At 36.4% G+C, this 19,831-nt stretch carries 16 protein-coding genes; 12 read left to right on the forward strand and 4 right to left on the reverse strand.

All coding sequences use genetic code 11. The features are described 5' to 3' along the window. Positions 1-63: 63 nt before the first annotated feature. The 4 genes from IGK91_RS04955 to IGK91_RS04970 form a co-directional block, all read right to left on the reverse strand. Positions 64-1,368 (reverse strand): alpha-L-fucosidase, encoded by a 1,305-nt coding sequence (locus IGK91_RS04955; protein ID WP_081129376.1) that lies wholly within the window; start codon positions 1,366-1,368, stop codon positions 64-66. Positions 1,369-1,378: 10 nt separating this feature from the next. Further along, positions 1,379-1,864 carry a hypothetical protein gene (locus tag IGK91_RS04960; protein ID WP_034867543.1) on the reverse strand — a complete coding sequence of 162 codons (486 nt, stop codon included), beginning with the start codon at positions 1,862-1,864 and terminating at the stop codon, positions 1,379-1,381. A 15-nt stretch (positions 1,865-1,879) separates the two neighbouring features. Further along, the gene (locus IGK91_RS04965) at positions 1,880-3,748 is read right to left on the reverse strand and encodes a beta-N-acetylhexosaminidase (protein ID WP_010737389.1); all 1,869 of its coding nucleotides are present in this window, start codon (positions 3,746-3,748) and stop codon (positions 1,880-1,882) included. A 422-nt stretch (positions 3,749-4,170) separates the two neighbouring features. Then, a complete protein-coding gene (locus IGK91_RS04970) occupies positions 4,171-4,815 on the reverse strand; it encodes a DUF624 domain-containing protein (RefSeq protein ID WP_430605336.1) in 645 nt (214 codons plus the stop codon). 256 nt (positions 4,816-5,071) lie between these two features. On the opposite strand from IGK91_RS04970, the gene IGK91_RS04975 reads away from it, so the two are divergent. The 12 genes from IGK91_RS04975 (at position 5,072) to IGK91_RS05030 (ending at position 19,807) form a co-directional block, all read left to right on the forward strand. Further along, entirely contained in the window at positions 5,072-6,418 is a 1,347-nt protein-coding gene (locus IGK91_RS04975; protein ID WP_081122853.1) for an alpha-L-fucosidase, read from the forward strand. A gap of 33 nt (positions 6,419-6,451) precedes the next feature. Then, positions 6,452-7,405, forward strand: coding sequence for an ABC transporter permease (locus IGK91_RS04980; RefSeq protein WP_034867549.1), 954 nt, complete (start codon positions 6,452-6,454; stop codon positions 7,403-7,405). 44 nt (positions 7,406-7,449) lie between these two features. Then, positions 7,450-8,229 carry a carbohydrate ABC transporter permease gene (locus IGK91_RS04985; protein ID WP_240187575.1) on the forward strand — a complete coding sequence of 260 codons (780 nt, stop codon included), beginning with the start codon at positions 7,450-7,452 and terminating at the stop codon, positions 8,227-8,229. A 32-nt stretch (positions 8,230-8,261) separates the two neighbouring features. After that, the gene (locus IGK91_RS04990; protein WP_010737394.1) at positions 8,262-9,884 is read left to right on the forward strand and encodes an extracellular solute-binding protein; all 1,623 of its coding nucleotides are present in this window, start codon (positions 8,262-8,264) and stop codon (positions 9,882-9,884) included. Positions 9,885-10,186: 302 nt separating this feature from the next. Beyond that, positions 10,187-11,596: a glycoside hydrolase family 1 protein gene (locus IGK91_RS04995; RefSeq protein ID WP_181934237.1), complete on the forward strand. Its 1,410-nt coding sequence runs from the start codon at positions 10,187-10,189 to the stop codon at positions 11,594-11,596. A gap of 274 nt (positions 11,597-11,870) precedes the next feature. Next, entirely contained in the window at positions 11,871-12,797 is a 927-nt protein-coding gene (locus IGK91_RS05000; protein ID WP_010719439.1) for a manganese-dependent inorganic pyrophosphatase, read from the forward strand. 228 nt (positions 12,798-13,025) lie between these two features. Then, positions 13,026-13,907: a DUF1803 domain-containing protein gene (locus IGK91_RS05005; protein WP_081122850.1), complete on the forward strand. Its 882-nt coding sequence runs from the start codon at positions 13,026-13,028 to the stop codon at positions 13,905-13,907. Between the two features lie 1,314 nt (positions 13,908-15,221). Continuing rightward, complete coding sequence (locus tag IGK91_RS05010) at positions 15,222-15,611, forward strand: hypothetical protein (protein ID WP_010719436.1); 390 nt, start codon at positions 15,222-15,224, stop codon at positions 15,609-15,611. Positions 15,612-15,615: 4 nt separating this feature from the next. Further along, positions 15,616-16,380, forward strand: a complete 765-nt coding sequence (locus tag IGK91_RS05015; RefSeq protein ID WP_010737397.1) for an alpha/beta fold hydrolase — start codon at positions 15,616-15,618, stop codon at positions 16,378-16,380. A gap of 521 nt (positions 16,381-16,901) precedes the next feature. After that, positions 16,902-17,849 carry a LacI family DNA-binding transcriptional regulator gene (locus IGK91_RS05020; RefSeq protein ID WP_181934238.1) on the forward strand — a complete coding sequence of 316 codons (948 nt, stop codon included), beginning with the start codon at positions 16,902-16,904 and terminating at the stop codon, positions 17,847-17,849. 98 nt (positions 17,850-17,947) lie between these two features. Then, entirely contained in the window at positions 17,948-18,682 is a 735-nt protein-coding gene (locus IGK91_RS05025; protein ID WP_010737399.1) for a hypothetical protein, read from the forward strand. Positions 18,683-18,754: 72 nt separating this feature from the next. Next, positions 18,755-19,807, forward strand: coding sequence for a zinc-binding alcohol dehydrogenase family protein (locus IGK91_RS05030; RefSeq protein ID WP_010719431.1), 1,053 nt, complete (start codon positions 18,755-18,757; stop codon positions 19,805-19,807). Positions 19,808-19,831: the final 24 nt, after the last annotated feature.

Consider the following 19,831-nt stretch of genomic DNA (forward strand, 5'->3'; position numbering starts at 1 on the left):
CTTTCGATGCCAGTATTTTTTGTGAATCGACGAAGGAAGTATCATCTGCTTTATATTTGTTCTTTAATCGTCTTTCAAGGTAATTTCAATTACTGGGATCAGCACATCAGGCTTGATGATTGGCAAGGTGATGACAAGATCTTCTGGAGCAATGACTGCTTCTGTAGAAGTAATCACTTCGTCCGGATCAAATCCTCGATAAAAAATTTCCGAGCCATCATTGAGCAGACGAATAAACTCAACTTTACCTGCTAATCCTTTAAGACGAAGGTTGCGGTAAGGATAAGAAAAGAGATGCAGATAAAGCTTGTTTCCATTTTGTGTATATCGGCAATCGTCAGGAGCTTCAAAGGCGCTATATGAACAGCCAATGACAGATGCTTTGTGAAGGGTCATCCAATCCCCGATAGCATGAAGCCGTTCCAACGTTTTCGTATCAATCATTCCTCGTGGATTAGGACCAATATTCATCAAGAAATTCCCATTTTTTGAAACGGTATCAATCAGCATTTTCAAAAGCATCTCACTACTTTTCCATTCCATATTGTCACGGTCATACCCCCAAGTGCCATACATTGTCTGACAGGCTTCCCAGATAACAGGCATGCCGTTTTTCTCTAATGGTTTATCAGGTTGAAACTGTTCTGGAGTAGTGATGCCATGGCCTAAATCAAGCCGATCATTCAATAGGAGATGGGGTTGCAGTTCTAAGCAGAGCTTTTCTAGTGCTTCGCTATCCCAATCAATGTGCCCTTTTCCTTTTGACCAACCCCAATCGCGGTGGCTGTAAGAAAAATCGAACCATAAATAATCGATTTTTCCATATTCTGTCAGTAGTTCTTTGACTTGTTCGCGAAGATAGCGTTGATGAATCTTGATATCTCTTTCGGAATTTTTTTCTCGCAGTTTCTGGTTCTCTCTTTCAGGATGCAGTCCGTCCAGTGGGAAATGTTCATGGCGCCAATCGATCAGTGAGTGGTATAACCCGATTTTGATCCCGACTTTGCGAAAAGCCGGGAGTAGCTCTGCCAGAAGATCTCGTCCAAAAGCAGTATTGGTGATTTTGTAATCAGTTTGTTTCGTATCCCATAAGGCAAAGCCTTCATGATGTTTTGTCGTGAATACCATGTATTTCACCCCACAGCGAGCGGCTTCTTTTGCCCAAGCATCTGCATCAAACAAATCAGGGTTAAAATGCTGAAAATATTTTTTTGAATATTCCTTTAAAGAGACTTGTTCTGTGGTCATAAACCATTCGTGTCTAGCTCCCACACTGAACAAGCCAAAATGGATAAACAAACCAAAACGATCATGGATAAACCAGTTAGGATCAGGATAGTCGGTAGGCCAATTATTGAATTTTTTCATATGAACACTCCTAATTTAAAAATTGTGTATTTGTCATTGTTGTTTCTTTGATTTTCCATTTATTCTCTTCAAAAATAAAGGTGTGATATGCCGTTGTGATATGATCTCGATATGCCTTCTTCCCATGATTCACTGTTTTTTGTTCTGCCACTACTAACATCGATTGAGGTGCTTGTTTGATTACTTCGAAAGAAAGCAGTTCATGACTGACATCATAGTCTTTAAAAAATTGCTGCATTTCTTTTGTGGTCGCTTTATGTGCATCTTTGACTAGTGTTGCTAAATAGTCGTTCAGATTTTTATCCGTTGCAGCCTTTAAATTTTGTTGTAAAAGCTGATGGCAGATGTTCGCAGTTCTTTGATTATTGATTTTCCCAGTGATTTTAGTAGATGTCTGTTTTGCTTCGACACGAGGCACGTTTCTGACAAGCTGAGAAGCAGCAGTGACCAACAAAAAAATACTCAGAATGACCAAAAAAAGAGTTCTCTTTTTCATTTTTTATCCCTGCCTTTAGATATCTGATAGTTTACTAGCACTATAAATTCCATGGAACAAGTTTCGCCCGACACCGCTTGCTGTTTTGAAAGGAGCATCGAAGGGTAAAGGCGTTTGCTCAAGCTCAGGCAATTGCTTGATTTCTCCTGTTAAAAATTTCTTCAGTCGCCAAACGGTTGTTTCTATCCGACTTTTTAAGGCACCGTAACGAAGATCGATAATTTCATAGCCAAAGGGTTTATTCCATTCAAACCATAGCTGGCGATGGAGGTGTTGCAACTCATTGATCTTTTTGGTGAGAACTTCCAGTTCGTGAAGGATTAGTTGTAACTGGTCATTCCTTTTTGATTGGTAGGCTCGATAAGAGCGACCGATCAAATTTGTTTTTACAAAAAGGACTTGTGCTAATTTCTGATAAAAAGTAAACATCGTTTGTGTGTCCTCATTAGCTGTTATGCTAGATAGTTTCTCACTTAAGTCCTTATAATGCGAAGGAAGTTCTAAATTTTGCAGATCAACATCGTAAAGACCGTATAATAGATCTTGATAAAGTGCCAACTTACTACTATTTGATCCATCAGGGTTATTTTTTGCTACACCTTTCGTCTGATCAAAAGCATCTAGCAGTAAAAAATCATCAGCCTCAAGATGGTGGAAGAGACGGAAACGCTCTTTAATCAGTTCCATGCTTACTTCAGGAGCAAATTGTTCCTCGCTGAATTGTTGTAATCCTAACAAACTTGCGATGATCGGTGTTTCAGCACTATCATCGCCCCATAAAGTAGCATAAACTTCGTTGATTTTTTCCTCTTTTGCGACAGAAAGGCTAGCACTGGTCGTTTCAAACGATTTTCCATAATTTGGTGCAAGACCATTCCACGTCCAGATACCGCCCGCAAAAACGATCGGTCGTTGCAATTTTTTATGATTTGAAAAATGCAATTGGTATTCTTCTTTTGAATGATGGTAATAATCCCAATAAACCATACTAATTTCAGGAATCTTTGCAATCAAATCTTCTGGAAAATATACGTCTTTATCGTAATAGTCTCCTGACTTTGAACCGATTCTAAAAAACATATCGCTCCACATCATGGGCTGTAACTGATAGTTCCTGCAGATTTCCATTACTTTTTTCAGATGCTTTTCCATAATATCAAAGCGATCGATCAAACCATGCTGGGTTAAATAATGACCACGTCCCAGATCATGAGCTTCGTCCATCCCGATATGAATTTTTGACGTTTTAAAAGCGGCTGCGATCACAGAAATTGCACGATCTAAAAATTGATATGTTTTTTCCTCTTCCACAAGGAGAATATCACTTGTATCTCTCATGCCATTGGCAAATCCCCATTTTAGCGGATTAGTTAAATGAGCCAGCGTTTGAATACAAGGAATCAGCTCGATTCCTATTGTGTCTGCAAAAGCATCCAACGCCTTTAATTCCTCAAGAGAATAGGCACCACGACAATAACCAAAATAAGGATAATCAGGGATTTGATACGTATCTTCCATATAAAGCATGCAGCTATTTAATCCCATCTTGCTACAAAGAACAAAAAAGTGTTTCAGCTGATCAACAGTCATCACAGCATTTCTAGAAAGATCTACCATGGGCCCAATTTTTTCAAATTGCGGAAACTCTTCATAAACAAATTCTTCTTCACAGCGATCTAACCAGAGTGACAGCGCTCGAAAAAGATGGGCTTTTTCCTGAAAATAGATAAACGTTTCGTTTTCTTTATTTTCAATTTTTAATGAACCGTTACGCTGAATCAGTTGGAGTGGTTTTCCATTATCTGAAATAGTTAACGCTAATTCGTTTGTCGCAATTTCAAAAAAATCACGCATGACATCTGTAAGTTCGATTGAAACTTGCATAATAACCTCTTTGAAGTAATCGTTTTCATTTTCAGTATATAGCACTTGTAAAAAAAGAAAATAACTAGCTTGAAAGTACATAATCTGTTTATTTGACATAGTGAAAGTTGATGAATATACATAGCCAATCAGCTTCTGGAAAATAATAAATGAAAGAAAAAGCTAAAGGGATAAGTAACAGGTAGTAGCCTTAGCAAAAATTGAAAAAAGGCTTGAGTCAACGATTGGCAGAAGGTTCCCTTTGATGGCGACAATTATGAATAAGGAGTGAAACAGACATTTGACTTTTACCTAAAGGGCTGACGAATCGCATTGTAGATTGTAAGTTAAAAAAAGAGCTATTATTGAGGTTTCCTTGTAAAATCTCCTCGCAGTTCTGTTACAGCTTTTAGCTGTTTGTTTGATTTAAGGTTTGTTTTTTGTTATTGCGTTAACGTACGATTTTTTTCTTCAATTTTAATCATTGATTGCAAAGAGAACCAACTTAATGGCAAACAGAATAAAGGCACAAAAGCCACGATTGTCAAAATTGGGAAAAAGGTAGAGACAGCCGTCACGACAAAGATCCCCAGAATAATCGCTACGGTTTCAATCAAGCTACACAAAGATAGAAATAATGCTTGTTTGAAATATTGTGTGAATGACAAATCATAACGTAAAAATACTGGGAATAAATAAAGAATGACTATGACAGTTGCGATAAATAATAATAAGATCCCCATATGAATGAAAGGGTTTTGTAAATACACAGCTGCAATTCTCAGATCCATCCATAGAAATCCTAGTAACATGCCAGCAGCATAGCCTAGTTGATTTGTTGAAATAAACAGATTATTGAAGCTTGTTTGAAAATCTGAATATAAGACTTGCGGAATTTGTTTTTCTTCAAATAAATGATAGAAAAATTTGAGAAAGGTAACACTTGCGGGAAAAGTTCCTAGTAGAATACAACCTTTTAATACCGATAAAAACCAAAATACTTGGAGCTTGATGAGAAAAAGCAAGAATTTTCCTAAAGAATAGGTGAAATCAAAAATAGAATGTGGTGATCGTTTATGTTGATTCATAGCTAAAACCTCCTTGTATTAGTCATACAGCTCTTTTTATTATAGTTAGGTTTATTTATGTTTTCTATCAGTATGCGATTATTACATAGCTTTTTCTACTTTTACATAGTTACTTTCCGACTAAGAGATAAGATATAGATATCCTCTAAATAAGTTACGCTTTATGCTGTTTTTACATAGCTTATGCTTTTTACATATTGCTGTTGCCTTGCTTTTTTTGTAAATTTAAAGCACAAACATGAAAGGGGTTTTATAAATGGCGATACGCGGAGATATCGAGGTACCTAAAGAGGTTGAATTAGATCATAGGACTTATCCAGAAACAGAAATGCTAAAAGAACGATTAGAATGGTTTCAAGATTTAAAACTTGGCGTGATTTTTCACTACGGACTTTATGCTCAAGCAGGAATCGTAGAATCTTGGCAACTTTCTGAAAAAGACCTTTGGGCAAGAGAAGGGCGTGAGTTTCGGAAAGATTTTAAACAACTGCAACTAGACTACTGGAATTTGATTAAAGAGTTTAACCCAGAAAAATTACAGGCAAAGAAATGGGCAAGTATATGTAAAGAAGCAGGCTTTAAGTATTGTATTTTTACAACGAAACATCACGATGGGTTTAATATGTACAATACTCTTGAAACAGAATATAAGGTTGGCGGTAAACAAAGCCCGTTTAAAAGAGATATTTTAAAAGAAGTTTTTGAGGCTTTTCGTAAAGAAGAAATAGCAACAGGAGCCTACTATTCAAAAGCCGATTGGTATTCGTCGTTTTATTGGTTAGATGACGATACGATCAAGGGGCGTCATGCGAGCTATGATACGGAACGTTACCCAGAAATTTGGCAACGTTACGTAAGTTTTGTTCATAATCAGATTAAAGAAATCACGCATAACTATGGTCATGTGGATCTTTTATGGTTAGATGCTGGTTGGTGTGGACAGAAAAAAGAAGACCTGGAAATGGATCGATTAGCAGAAATCGCTCGTGAGAAGCAACCGGAATTAATTATTGTGGATCGTATGATGGGGGGCAGACATGAGAACTATGTGACCCCTGAACGAAAGGTGCCAGAACTAGCTGAAATTCCCAATAAAGTTTGGGAAAGTAATATCCCGATTGGTGATGATTGGGGCTATGTACCAAATGATCGCTTTAAGAGTTCCCAAGAACTATTGGAAACTTTTGTCGATGTGGTCAGCAAAGGTGGGAATTTGATCTTAGGAGTTGGGCCAAAACCAGATGGTACCTTTACTGATGAAGAAACCAAAATCTTACAGGAAATTGGGAATTGGCTAAATATCTATGGAGAAGGAATCTATGAAACTCGCTCACAACCTAAAGAATGGCAAAATCAGTGGAAATTGACATACAGCAAAGATCAAACCATACATTATGCCTTTCAAAGTATTCGCTTTACACAAGAAAAAATATTTTTAGCTGACATTGAGGCCGATAAACATCATGTGATTAAAGATTTATCTACAAAAAAAGAATTAGAAGTATATACGGAAGAAGATCAAATATATATCCTCAGCAGTGAATTAGAGAAACCAGCAATTGGGCTGATTGGTCTTGAAATTTTAAAAAAGCCACAAGGATAGAGATGAGTGAACTTCATAAAAGGAGGTTAAAAAATGGCTGATGCATTACTTGATGTCAATAAAGAGAAAGAGAAAACAAAATGGTCAGAGATCAAAAAAAAATTATATAAAAGCCGACAGCTGTATGTTTTTGTCATTCCAGCATTGGTGGTGGTTGCTGTTTTTTCTTACGGTCCCATGTACGGCGTGATTATAGCATTCAAGGATTATATCCCATCATTAGGAATTTTTGGAAGTCCTTGGGTAGGATTTAAGCATTTCCAACGTTTTTTTGATTCCTACTATTTCTGGGATCTAATTAAAAACACGTTAGGTATCAGTATATATTCTTTGGTCGTAGGATTTCCGCTACCGATTATTTTAGCATTAGCACTAAATGAGTTGAAAGATGGAAAATTTAAAAAGTTTACGCAGACAGTGACTTATGCACCTAATTTTATTTCAGTCGTTGTCGTATGCGGTATGTTAATTGCTTTTTTGACGCCTTCCACCGGTATTATTAACCATCTATTGGTTTTTCTAGGTTTTGAGCGAATTAGTTTCATGACAGATCCTCGTTGGTTTAAAACGATCTACGTATTATCTGGGGTTTGGCAAGGAACAGGATGGGGTTCAGTGATTTATTTAGCTGCATTATCTGGTGTTGATACACAGCTTCATGAAGCTGCAACTGTTGATGGTGCAACGAGATGGCAAAGAATCTGGTATATCAACCTACCGACTATCATTCCTACTATGGTTATTTTACTGATCATGAATGTGGGGAGTTTGATGTCATTAGGTTATGAAAAAATCCTGTTGATGCAAAATGCGTTGAATATGGATTCTTCAAATGTGATTGCCACGTTTGTTTACAAACAAGGGTTGCTTGATGCACAGTACAGCTATGCATCAGCTGTCGGACTGTTCAATGCAGCAATCAACGCATTTTTATTGATCACAGTAAATAAAATTTCGCGTAAAGTCAGCGAAACAAGTTTATGGTAATGGAGGGAAAATAATGTATTCAAAAGCGATCCGATCATCGAAAGGTGACAAATTTTTCATGTTTCTCATCTACTTGTTTATTGCCAAAAAAGATCACTTGGGATGGTTACAAAACGATTTTTACGTATAAAAGTATCTGGCAAGGTTACCGGAACACGATTTATTACACATTACTAGGAACATTTATCAATTTATTATGTACACTTCCTTGTGCATATGCTCTAGGAAGAGCAGAATTTTATGGGAAAAATCTATTTATGAAGTTTTTGATGGTTCCTATGTTTATCAGTGGCGGTTTGGTACCTACTTATTTATTGATTAAAAATCTAGGGATGAATGATTCGATTTGGGCGTTAGTTATTCCAGGGGCCGTTTCAGTTTATAATATTGCAATTACACGTACTTTCTTTCAATCCACCATTCCTAGAGAAATGGAGGAAGTGGCATTGATTGATGGATGTTCTGACTTTCAGATATTTATGAAGATTGTTTTACCTTTATCAATGCCAATTATTGCAGTAATGGGACTATTTTGCGGAGTGGCCCATTGGAATAGTTATTTTAGTGCGTTAATCTATTTAACAAACAAATCAATGTATTCGCTTCAATTAATCCTGCGAGAGATTTTAGTGAATCAAGATTTAACAAAAGGAACAACAGAGATGACAGCAGCGGCAGCAGAAGTAGCTTATAGTAAACAACAGCTTGCACAAGTCATTAAATATGGAGTAATGATCGTTTCGACATTACCAATCATTATGATCTATCCGTTTTTACAAAAGTACTTTGTTAAAGGTGTCATGGTTGGTTCTTTGAAAGGCTAACTAAAAAATAAATAAGAGAGTGAGTGGAATGAATGAAAAAATGTTATTTAGTAATTGCATCATTAGTGTTGACAACAACTCTTTTGGGTGCTTGTGGGAACAAGGGAAATACTGCTGGAAAAGAAGAAACTATTGCCGTTGAAAAAACCGGAATGCCAATCGTCAAAGAAAAAATCAACATGACGATGATGGCTCCTGGTGGAGAAGCAGAATGGGATGAGTTAGCTTCGGCTAAAGCGTTAGCGGAATTAACTGGAATCAATTTTGATTATATTACTCCGCCAAGTACAGATTTTGAAGCGAAATTGAATTTGGCTTTTGCTTCTGGTGAGTTACCTGATGTTATTTTTGGTGCAGGAAGTGGTCTTTCAAATGCCAAACAATCAGATTATGGATCACAAGGAATTTTAATTGCCTTGGAGGATTTGATTGATGACTATGAGCCCAATTTAAAGAAAATCCTTGATGAGAACCCAGAGTTCAAAAAATCAATTACTGCACCAGATGGTCACATTTATTCTTTACCACGATTATATCCAGAAGATACCTCTAGCCCTCTTTATATCTCACCTTTATGGTATAACGGCGAGTGGCTAGAAAAATTAGGGGTAACCGAATTGCCAAAAAACACGGATGAGTTATATAAATTGTTGAAGCGATTCAAAGAAGAAGACCCCAACGGTAATGGCAAACAAGATGAGATTCCGTTATCAGACGGCAACAAGTTGGCCATTATTCGTACGTGGTTGCTACCTGCTTTTGGTATGAAATCTCTAGGAATCGAAGAAGTTAACGGAAAAGTGCGTTATGCTGCTGCATCGGCTAACTATAAGGAATATTTAACGTATATGAATAAACTTTATTCTGAAGGATTGCTGGACCCAGAAGTCTTCTCGCAGTCAGAAGAAAAGTATCAAGGAAACACACAAACAGATAAAGTCGGTTTATTTGGCGCGTATGCTTCATACATGGCTACTGGTAAAATGCCTGAGGATTCTTTATCAGATCCAATGTTTTCACCAGTTACTTCAAGTATTCAAAATACACCTTTAGCACCGGGTCATCCTCGTGTAACAACTGGAACGTTTGCGATTACCAATAAATGTAAAAGTCCAGAGGCAGCAATGCGATGGGCGGACTATCTTTACACAGAAGAAGGCCAAGATTTAATGACAAAAGGTCCAGAAGGGGCATTTTGGAAATATGAAACAAACGATTCTGGAGAAAAAGTTCGGGTATATACAGGTGAAAATAAACAAAAGATGGAAGAAGACCGTGGGAAAATTGCAATGGATTATGGCTTAGTCGTACCGGGATTAGAAGACGATTATGCCCAAAGTGTTTTAGCTAATGTCAACGATCCTGATCCTAGTGTATGGACGGAATTTCGCATGAAAGAAATCAATGAGAAAATCATGCCCAATACCGAGGTACCTTTCCCAATTGTTTATATGACGAAAGATGAAGCAGATCAAATTGCGATCAACGCGACGGACATTCGGACTTATGTAGAGCAAATGGAAGCTAAATTTATTACAGGTGTGGAAAGTTTGGCTAAATGGGATGAATATGTCAGTACATTAAAATCAATGGGATTAAATGACTTTGTCAGCACTTATCAAAATGCATATGATCGTTGGGCTAAAACCGAATAATCATCTTTAACATCAAAGTGGACGTTTGGGATGTTCCTAGCGTCCAGCTTTGTTTGAACAAAATATCAAGAGTTTGGAGAAACCAAAATGAGATCATTAGCAACTAGCATAGCGATGATGGTCAAACAAATGGTTTCATGATAAAGATCAAAGAGAACGAGTATCACACTGACTAAATAATTTTGCCAAATCATGGTAAATATAAATGAGAAAAAGAATGAACCAACATAAACGATGATCATTGGGTTCACTGACTGAAGGGAATCAGTGGATAAAACGATAGAAAAGGAAGGAAATTTTAAATGGATACATTTCCACAAAACTTTCTGTGGGGAGCAGCGGCTTCTGCCCCTCAGACAGAAGGAGCTGCTTTGGTTGATTGCAAGAGCCCATCAACTTGGGATAAGTGGTTTGAAATAGAACCAGAATTGTTTTATAACGGAACAGGACCAGAAAATACCTCTAATACGTATTATCAATACAAAGAAGATGTTGCCTGTATGAAGGCAATGAATTTAAATTCCTATCGGACATCGATTGCTTGGACGCGTCTTTTACCGGATGGCAAGACATTAAATCCGCAAGCTGTTGATTTTTACCGAGCCTATTTTCAGGAAATGCTGGATAATGGCATTGAGCCGATCATCAATTTGTTCCATTTTGATATGCCTTGGTGGCTGATGGAAAAAGGTGGCTGGGAAGTTCGTGAGTCAGTTGATCATTTTGCATTTTACGCAAAGACTGCGTTTGAAGCTTTTGGCGATTTAGTAAAAAAATGGGCGACGTTCAATGAGCCTCTTGTACACATCGAATGTGGGTATATGGGAGATGCACATTGGCCCAAGGTGCATGATTTTAAACGAGCTATACAAGTTGCCTATCACACACTACTAGCGCATGCGAAAGCTGTAAAGGAGTACCGGCGCTCTTCTTTTAATGACGGACAAATTTCTATCATTCTCAATTTAGCACCCGTTTACTCTAAAAGCGAAGAAGCTGAAGACGTGGCTGCTGCAAAGTGGGCAGACCTGTTTTATATTCGCAGCTTTCTGGACTGTGCGGTACGAGGTACTTTTCCAGAAGAGCTGGTAGAGGTATTACGAGAAAGTGATTTGCTTCCTAAAACAGAAACAGGTGATAAAGAAATTTTTGCGGAGAATACAGTAGACTTTATTGGTTGTAATTATTACCAGCCATTACGTGTTCAAGCACCTCAAGAAAAGAAACGACCAATCACAGGACTAAGAGATTTATTCCGAGGTTATGATTGGCCGGAGAAACGAATTAACCCACATCGTGGCTGGGAGATCTATCCGCGGGGAATCTATGATATTGCGATGCGGTTAAAAAACAGTTATAGCAATATCCCTTGGTATATTTCAGAAAACGGGATAGGTGTGTCGCAAGAAGAACGGTTCAACAATAAAGAGAATATGATTGACGACAACTACCGAATTGATTTTTTATTTGAACATTTGACGCAACTGCAGCAGGCAATTTCAGAAGGTTCTCCTTGCTTTGGGTATCATATGTGGACATTTGCTGACTGTTGGAGTTGGTTGAATGCCTATAAAAATAGATATGGTTTTTATCGTGTCGATCTGGACAATGGCTATAAACGGTTACCGAAACAATCAAGTTTATGGATGGCACAGGTAATCGCTGAAAACCGCTTAGTTGAACCGTTTGCTCAAAACTCAAGTAGTCATTAAAGGCTAGTAAAGAAAAAAACGATAAATGATTTACTTTTTCCAACTTTTTCTTTCAGTGCGAAGAGTTCTGCAATGAAATAAGTAATGGCATGGCCAACTTTTTAAATGACTGTTCCATGGTACTTCGCGCTATCAAAAATTTTGTTTACGATTGTTTGATATAAAAGTAAGGTGGATCGGAATATCTTCCATTCTAGAAATTATAGCGTCAGTATTGCTTCTTTCGGTTTTTTTGCTATTATTAAGTAGGAGAAACCATAAAGGAGCGAGACAAATGTCAAAAATTTTAGTTTTTGGTCACCAAAATCCAGATACAGATGCAATTGGAGCGGCAATCGCCTTTTCGCACTTGCAAAATCAACTAGGAAAAGAAACTGAAGCTGTAGCTTTAGGTACACCTAACGAAGAAACACAATATGCATTAGATTACTTTAAGTTATCTGCCCCACGTGTCGTTCAATCAGCAAAAGAAGAAGCAACACAAGTGATGCTAGTGGACCATAATGAATTTCAACAAAGTATTTCTGATATTGCAGAAGTAGAAATTTTAGCGGTCGTTGATCATCATCGGATTGCAAATTTTGAAACAGCAAATCCACTTTATTACCGAGCTGAACCAGTAGGTTGTACAAGTACAATCATTTTGAAGTTATATAAAGAAAACCAAGTAGAACTTCCTAAAGAGATTGCTGGCATTATGCTTTCTGCAATTTTATCTGATACATTGCTATTCAAATCACCAACATGCACATCAGAAGATGAGGCAGCTGCAAAAGAACTTGCAACAATTGCAGGCGTTGATTTGACAAGCTATGGGTTAGATATGTTAAAGGCCGGTACAAATCTTAGCGATAAATCAGCTGCAACCTTACTTGATCTTGATGCCAAAAGCTTCCCAATGGGAGAAGCTAATGTTCGTATTGCACAAGTGAATACAGTCGATTTAAGCGAAGTAATGGCTCGTCAAACGGAACTGGAAGAAGCGATGACTGAAGAAATGGCTAAAAATGGATATGACCTCTTTGTCCTAGTGGTAACGAATATCCTAGATAGCGATTCGGAATTATTAGTGGCAGGTCAAGGATTAGATAAAGTCGAAGAAGCTTTCCAAGTTAAATTAACGAACAATCGTGCCTTATTAAAAGGAGTTGTTTCTCGTAAGAAACAAGTCGTTCCTCAGCTAACAGCAGTTTTTAACTAAGCTAGCTAAGGGGTTGCTAACACCTTTTATTCGATAGTTATTAAAGAGCCTGACAGCTATTTGTTCCAGGCTCACAATGCCAGCCTAGCTTGTTCGATCAAAATGAGGTTGGAACAGAAGTGATCCAGCTTTAAAAAATAAGCCGAAGAATCCGAAAATAGTTGCTCGTATTTTTGGGATTCTTCGGCCTATTTCCAATTGAGCTAGGGAAAACGAGAAGGGGAAAAAATGAACTATTTTTATTCACAAAATCACCAGCAGTTGCTTAGCAAACTAGTAAACGATGCTGTTTTTCCAACTTTGATTGAGTATTTGCATCATCATCAAGAAGAAGACATTATTTTGAGAGAGTTGAAAAAAAATTTTGATCAACCGAAATTTGAAGCTTTTCTTGATCAGTTGATTGATGAAAATCTAATCAAGCGGGAAAATCGTCGTTATAAGTTGAATTTTCCAATATTTGAGGAAGAAACTTATCAAAAAGAAATTGAAGAAGCTGCAGCCCAGATTTTACAAGCTATTAGTCATTTGTCGCAAACGGAAAAACAGTTGGTTATGGGAAATGAATGTTGGCAAGAATGTTTCGTGTCTAATTCAACCTATTTTTATGCAACCTTAGAAGATCTTATTCCTGTGACGAGACAGGTTGCTGGCAATGAGAATTATCGATTTGTTTCTTTAAATTATCATAACAAGTTATCTTATTCTCTTGCCAATTATTTTTATTTACAAAAGAAACAATTACCTGTGCCATCAGAATTTTTAAAACTTGTAGAACTGATCGGTGACGTCAACGAAACTTATTATTTTGATCAAGTTGAAGTAATCATTGAGCGTATCCAAGCTCAAAAATATAAGAATCGTCGTTCCAGTATCTTCTTTGATTCACTGATCTTGTCGAATACTGTTAAAGTTGTGAAAACTGATGATCAGCTCAACTATCAATTAGCATTGCCGTTGGTTAAAACGGCAAACAGCAGAAGACAACTACCCAAAATCGCTGCTGGAAGAACCGTGGAAGAGCATGCTTATATTGCTAGAAAAGTCTATGATCGTCTTATCAAGGAACTAAATTTAGCAGATTTTTCTTATATAGAAAAAATCAACTGAAAAATTTTTAGACTCAACTGTTAATAATCCTCAGACATCAAAGTTATCAGAAATGACTAGCTTTGATGTTTTTTATGTAAAGTTCAATCATTTATGTCTATTGTAAAGGATTCTTTATTAGCAATATCATCCGAAAAATAAAAAAACAGTTCAAGGCACTTAGACTTACTTGTCCTGAACTGTTTTTCTTATTTGCCACATCATCATTCCTAAACACGAAATGAAGAGTAATTCAAGAAAATTACTAGTGATTTGAATATCTGCTGGATCAAAAGTTGGCGCTAACGCTAATACAAGAAAAGAAAAGACACTATAGACAAAGCAGAATAGTGGGATTAGTTGCATTAAAAGTGGCAAGCGTAACTTTTTGAATATTAGTGAAAAAATAAAGTAAGTAAAGATGGATAAAATGATAACCAGTCCATTCAGTATAAAAAAGAACAATGAATTTTGGTTAAAGGAATAGAATAAAACGGTCAGCAATGCGAGCAACCTAGATGCAACAAAAATTGTAGCAGCTTCATCCATCTTTTTGGGGATTTGTTTTTTCACATATGTTCGAAAAGCCAATGAAAAAATAAAACCACACAAAGATGAAAGAATTAGCAAGAAGAGGCTCTCATCTACCTGACTTAAACCGGGGTGATCTAACAATAACCAGCCAAAGGCATTACATGGTATATCGGAAGATCTGAAATAGGAATAGCATAAGAACAAAAAAAGTGTCAATAGGGCGAAAAGCGTCCCTATGTGCAAAAATGTACTTGTCTGTCGTTTCGTTTTCATATATTCTCCTGATAAAAATAGTGTTAATCAGATATATGATAACAAAATGATGAGTATATGTCGATGCTTTTTAATGTAAATAAAAAATAAAGGCTTTTTTTATATGGTAAATTTCATTTTAACTTCAATTACAAGTTTTCAAACTAATTTAATTAAAGGTTTTACTAATGATGTGCCTCACTTAAATGTTTTTATTCACAAAGAATTTTAGTGAAAACATTGATTATTACTTATGAGTTAATAATAGATCAGTTTGATGTAGATTTTCCCAAAAGTATATTTATTCTCTATTTTAAAAAAGGAGAAGTTTGAACATGAAATGCCTGAAAAAAGAATTAAATTTTTTCAGAACTAGACAGACAAAATGAGGAGCATGACAAAAAAACAAGAGGTACTTATAGGTTGTTAGGTCATTTTGATTGTGAACAATTATTTGGAAAAAAGAAAAAATTAAAATTTAAGCCTTTTTTTTTTCTAAATGATGATAAAACGATTATAATAGAATTATAAAGAGAGTTGGTGATACGAATGAAAATAATAAACCGAGCCATAGGAGTCACTCATGTTCTCAGTGTTGCCTCTTGTGGATATTTAGATTTATATTCACTTCAGCAGCCCATCGTAGCCAATAATAATATCTTTCAGATATCATTGACCGATAGCTTGCTTTTAAGTATTTTTTTATTTTCCGTGATCTTTATCGGAAATATTTTTGGCAGCTTTGCTAGTTTTTTTAATTTCACAATTTATCCACTGCTTACCTTAGGATTAGGACTAGCTGGTCTTTTAGCATTATTGCTCTTTTCAAGAACGATGAGCTTATTTTTGATTTTGTTTGGTACGATTTGTTTATTTCAAATTGTGGTTAGTGGATGGGAAATATTTCGTTCGACTATTTTGATGAAGATCGGAGACTAAAGAAGTGAATCCAATTATATTAAAACGTAAAGTAAATAATATTCCATTATTAGAAGTTGTCCTAACCGAATTAAGAGCTGAAAAAATTCCGATAATTATTTATTATCATGGTTGGCAAACGAGTAAAGAATTAGTTTTGACACAAGGAAGAAAGTTTGCTAAACAAGGATTTCGTGTCTTACTACCAGATGCAATGAACCATGGTGAAAGAAAGCAAGTAGTTTCTGCTATTCCTTCCTTTACCTTTTGGAATAGTATTTATGGAAATTTATTTGAATTTGAGACTTTATTGAAGCACTTAGAAAAACGAGATGTTCTTCATGAAAAAGTAGCTGTAGGTGGCGTTTCAATGGGGGGGATGACGACTTGTGCGTTGTTAACAAAACATCCGCATTTGGTTGGTGGTATTTGTCTGATGGGTTCCCCTGCGCCTGAACAGTATGCTAAAGAAATTTACAAAAGAGCTCATCAGTACCAATACATACTGCCGAACGATTATTTTGATTTAATTTCTTGGGTCGAAAAATATGATTTATCTTTGCAGCCAGAAAAACTAGCTGGGCGACCTTTATATTTTTGGCACGGTGAAAAAGACGAGAAAATTCCCTTTCAACAAACCAATGATTTTGTGAAAAATAATCAAAAAGAACGTTATGGTCAAGGAATTGTTTTTGATTATTCGCAAACCGAAAAGCATATGGTAAAAATCCCATTGATGGATACAGCAACCAAATTTTTGGTGCAAATGATGAATGAATCCAAAGAATAGAAAAGACAGGTGTATTCTGATTTTTTATAACAAATTAAATAGATAAAGAAGTAAACAATGCTATGAAATAAGCAAAGTTGAGGTTGAGAAAAAATCGTTTAGCATCAAGAAATACGAAAGAATATCCAAAAATTGACAAGAAACACAAACACTGGTTTTTGCTATTGATGGATACTTACTAGGTGTTTCTCAAATTTTTAGTCAATTTCGGCAAATTTTTTGAAGTTGTTGCTCCTTAAACACCGTTTATTCGTTTTAGAGATACTAGAAGAGGAGGCTATTTTTGGCTTAGTCTCATTCTTTGCTATTTTTCTAGTTCATATCTGAAACTAGAAAATAGATGGAGATAACGTACATTTTTCTAATAAAATGGAGTAACTGGCTTTCGATTCTAGTGAACTTTTATTAAAAAGATGCTGGCGTGCAGATGATTTTTACGATATTTCTACATTTTATCGCTTTCAAGTTTGCTATAATAATAGAAAACAGAAAAAAGTTTTCTATTGTGAAAGGAGCAATCTATGCCAACATTAGCTGATGTTGCTAAAAAAGCAAATGTATCCAAAATGACGGTGTCTCGTGTCATCAATCACCCGGAACAAGTAACGGATGAGTTAAAAGAATTAGTTTTTTCTGCGATGGCAGAATTAGATTATCGCCCCAATATTGCAGCAAAAGCACTCGTTTCTAATCGGTCACAAATCATCAAACTTTTCATCCTTGAAGAGATTGATACAACAGAACCGTATTATATGAATTTATTGATGGGAATTGCAAAATGTATTGGAAAAGCGCACTATTCTTTGCAGTTGGTAACCAATGATGCATTTGACGTAGGGTCTTGCGACGGCTACATCATTACAGGGGTGAGAGAAAAAGATTTTGACTGGATCGACCGATTGGAAAAACCAGTCGTCCTTTTTGGTGAAAATCGTTTTGGCTATGATTATGTAGATAGCGATAATCATTATGGCACAGCAAAGGCTTCACAATATGCTATGGAATGCGGTTACGAGACCATTATTTATATTGGGATTGACGAGGATGAGCCATTTGAGTTATCAAGAGAAGCAGGCTACCTTTCAGTTATGGAAACAGCCAACATGGAGCCGCAAATATTACGTTTCCCAAATCATTCGACAATGGCAGAGAAATATCTTGCCGATCATTGGTCAACTATTAAACCAAAGACTTGTTTTATTTGCAGCTCTGACCGACTAGCTTTAGGGATTGTAAGAGGTATTGCTAAAGAAAAGGGAAAAATTCCTGAAGATTTTGGAGTCATTGGCTTTGATGGTGTATTTTTAGACCAAATCAGTTCACCCAAATTAACTACGGTAAAACAAGATATCGTACGAATGGGTGAAGTTTGTGGTGAAATGTTGTTAAAAAAAATTACCGAAAAAGGAGAAAGTCAAGGATATCGTCGATTTTTCCCTGAATTGGTCATTCGAGAAACGACCAGATGACTGTCGAAAGAGGTTAAATTTAGTTATGGTTACTATGGAAAATGAAAAAATTATGCTATGATTGAGAAAAGTTCCATTTATGAGAAGGATGGTTTAAAATGAATGAAATTAGACGGAAACATTTTCGTTTTCCTGCCTATGATGACGAAATTGGCGTCAAACTAGCAAAAAACCAAAGGCGTGTTTTATTTGATGGACAGGATGATCTATTAACCGAAAACAATAATCAACCAATGTTTGAGCAAATGCAAGAATTTCACTTTGCTCAAGGCGATGCTAGAGAACAACGCAAACGTCGAAATTTGAGCAATTCAAAAAAATCAACAATTCCAAAAGAAAATTTAGTCAGACACAAAGAACAGCTTCCTGATTATCATACGCATCAAGCAAGTAATCGCCCATTGACTAATCAGCGGACGAGAAAAGCGGCTGATTCAATGAATAGTCAGAAGAGTCAAGAGCAGCACACAAGTACCAAAGCCTATACATCGAACCAACAAAAAAATGGTCGTGGGCGTTCTTACTTTGTACCTAAGTATGTGCCAGCATCAATTATTCCTGATCCAAAAGTATCTAGTATTTCTGACGCAGAACTAGTTGATTCAATGAAAAAAATGAAAGATTCATATTTGTTATTTGATAATGAACCGGTACCTTACCAAACAAAAAAAGCCGGCTCTCCTTCTGTACAACCTTTTAACAAAGCTGAGAAAGAACCACTCAGTGCGACATCAAAAAGAAAAGATAAAAATCATGGTGTTTTAGAAAGATCATTAAAAGGATTGATAGAAGAACAAGGGAATTCTTTGGGAGAAAATAGCTATTTTAAATAATGGAAAGCCTGGATAACTCCTTTCGTGGATTGATCCAGGTCTTTTTGTATAAAGAAAGAAGGAAAGGTTTCTATGAAAAAACAAATGAAGCAAATAGGGTTTTATGAGGGATTACCATTGACTGACAAAAATAGTTTTTTAGAAAAGTTGGCAGAAACTCCGGTTCCTAAAAAAAGGGAGTTATTGGTGGAGATTTCAGCGGTTTCAGTGAATCCAGTGGATGTAAAATTTAGAATGCAGACGCCAAAACAAGAGTCTTTTACTGTTTTGGGATTTGATGCGGTAGGGAGAATAGTTGCAAAAGGTCCCCAATCTGAAAACTTTGAGATAGGAGACCGTATTTATTATGCTGGTTCAGCAAAACAACCAGGTAGTAACCAAGAATATCAGTTGGTAGATGAACGAATTGTGGCAAAAGCACCAGAAAATCTCACGGACGAAGCTAGTGCAGCATTACCGTTAACTGCGATCACCGCCTATGAACTCTTATTTGAGAAATTTCAATTGATTCCTAAAGAATCAGCGAATAAAGGTAAAAAAATATTGGTCATCAACGGTGCTGGAGGTGTCGGTTCGATTCTCACACAATTAGCAAAATGGAGTGGGTTAGAGGTGGTTGCGACAGCCAGCCCCAAAAACTTTCAATGGTTAAAAGAAAATGGGGTCGATCATCCAATTGATTACCATCAAGAGTTAAAGCCTCAACTAGAAAAGGTTGGGATAAGCACCGTCGATGTCGTAGCGGTTTTACATGATATCCGTCCCTATCTAACTGAGCTGGCAGAAATGATTCAACCTATGGGGAAAATTGGGATGATCGTAGGACTTGATGGACCAATCGATATTGCAAGTTTTAAAAATTTATCTGTTTCATTTGAATGGGAGTATATGTTTACTAAAACGGATTATGGTCAACTAATCGAGACACAAGGGGAAATATTAAAACATTTGACAGCATTGGTAGAAGAAGAAAAAATCCATACTACTTTAGGAAAAGTATACAGAGAAGGCATCAGCAAAGAGACTTTAAAGCAGGCAACGAAAGAAGTAGAGACTGGAAAAGTACATGGTAAAGTAGTGATTACTGGAGGTTTTGCTAGTAACGAAATAGCGACTGAAAAGTAGAAATATACTTTTCAGTCGCTAACC

The organism is Enterococcus sp. DIV1208, assembly GCF_050530455.1.
Taxonomy (GTDB): Bacteria; Bacillota; Bacilli; order Lactobacillales; family Enterococcaceae; genus Enterococcus_B; species Enterococcus_B hirae.

Excerpts from the sequence above, each read along its gene's own strand:
- IGK91_RS04965 (WP_010737389.1), bottom strand. The coding sequence starts at position 3,748 with ATGCAAGTTTCAATCGAACTTACAGATGTCATGCGTGATTTTTTTGAA.
- IGK91_RS04975 (WP_081122853.1), top strand. The coding sequence starts at position 5,072 with ATGGCGATACGCGGAGATATCGAGGTACCTAAAGAGGTTGAATTAGAT.
- IGK91_RS04990 (WP_010737394.1), top strand. The coding sequence starts at position 8,262 with ATGAAAAAATGTTATTTAGTAATTGCATCATTAGTGTTGACAACAACT.
- IGK91_RS05030 (WP_010719431.1), top strand. The coding sequence starts at position 18,755 with ATGAAAAAACAAATGAAGCAAATAGGGTTTTATGAGGGATTACCATTG.
- IGK91_RS05005 (WP_081122850.1), top strand. The coding sequence starts at position 13,026 with ATGAACTATTTTTATTCACAAAATCACCAGCAGTTGCTTAGCAAACTA.
- IGK91_RS04960 (WP_034867543.1), bottom strand. The coding sequence starts at position 1,864 with ATGAAAAAGAGAACTCTTTTTTTGGTCATTCTGAGTATTTTTTTGTTG.
- IGK91_RS05020 (WP_181934238.1), top strand. The coding sequence starts at position 16,902 with ATGCCAACATTAGCTGATGTTGCTAAAAAAGCAAATGTATCCAAAATG.
- IGK91_RS05000 (WP_010719439.1), top strand. The coding sequence starts at position 11,871 with ATGTCAAAAATTTTAGTTTTTGGTCACCAAAATCCAGATACAGATGCA.
- IGK91_RS05010 (WP_010719436.1), top strand. The coding sequence starts at position 15,222 with ATGAAAATAATAAACCGAGCCATAGGAGTCACTCATGTTCTCAGTGTT.
- IGK91_RS04970 (WP_430605336.1), bottom strand. The coding sequence starts at position 4,815 with ATGAATCAACATAAACGATCACCACATTCTATTTTTGATTTCACCTAT.
- IGK91_RS04995 (WP_181934237.1), top strand. The coding sequence starts at position 10,187 with ATGGATACATTTCCACAAAACTTTCTGTGGGGAGCAGCGGCTTCTGCC.
- IGK91_RS04980 (WP_034867549.1), top strand. The coding sequence starts at position 6,452 with ATGGCTGATGCATTACTTGATGTCAATAAAGAGAAAGAGAAAACAAAA.
- IGK91_RS04955 (WP_081129376.1), bottom strand. The coding sequence starts at position 1,368 with ATGAAAAAATTCAATAATTGGCCTACCGACTATCCTGATCCTAACTGG.
- IGK91_RS05025 (WP_010737399.1), top strand. The coding sequence starts at position 17,948 with ATGAATGAAATTAGACGGAAACATTTTCGTTTTCCTGCCTATGATGAC.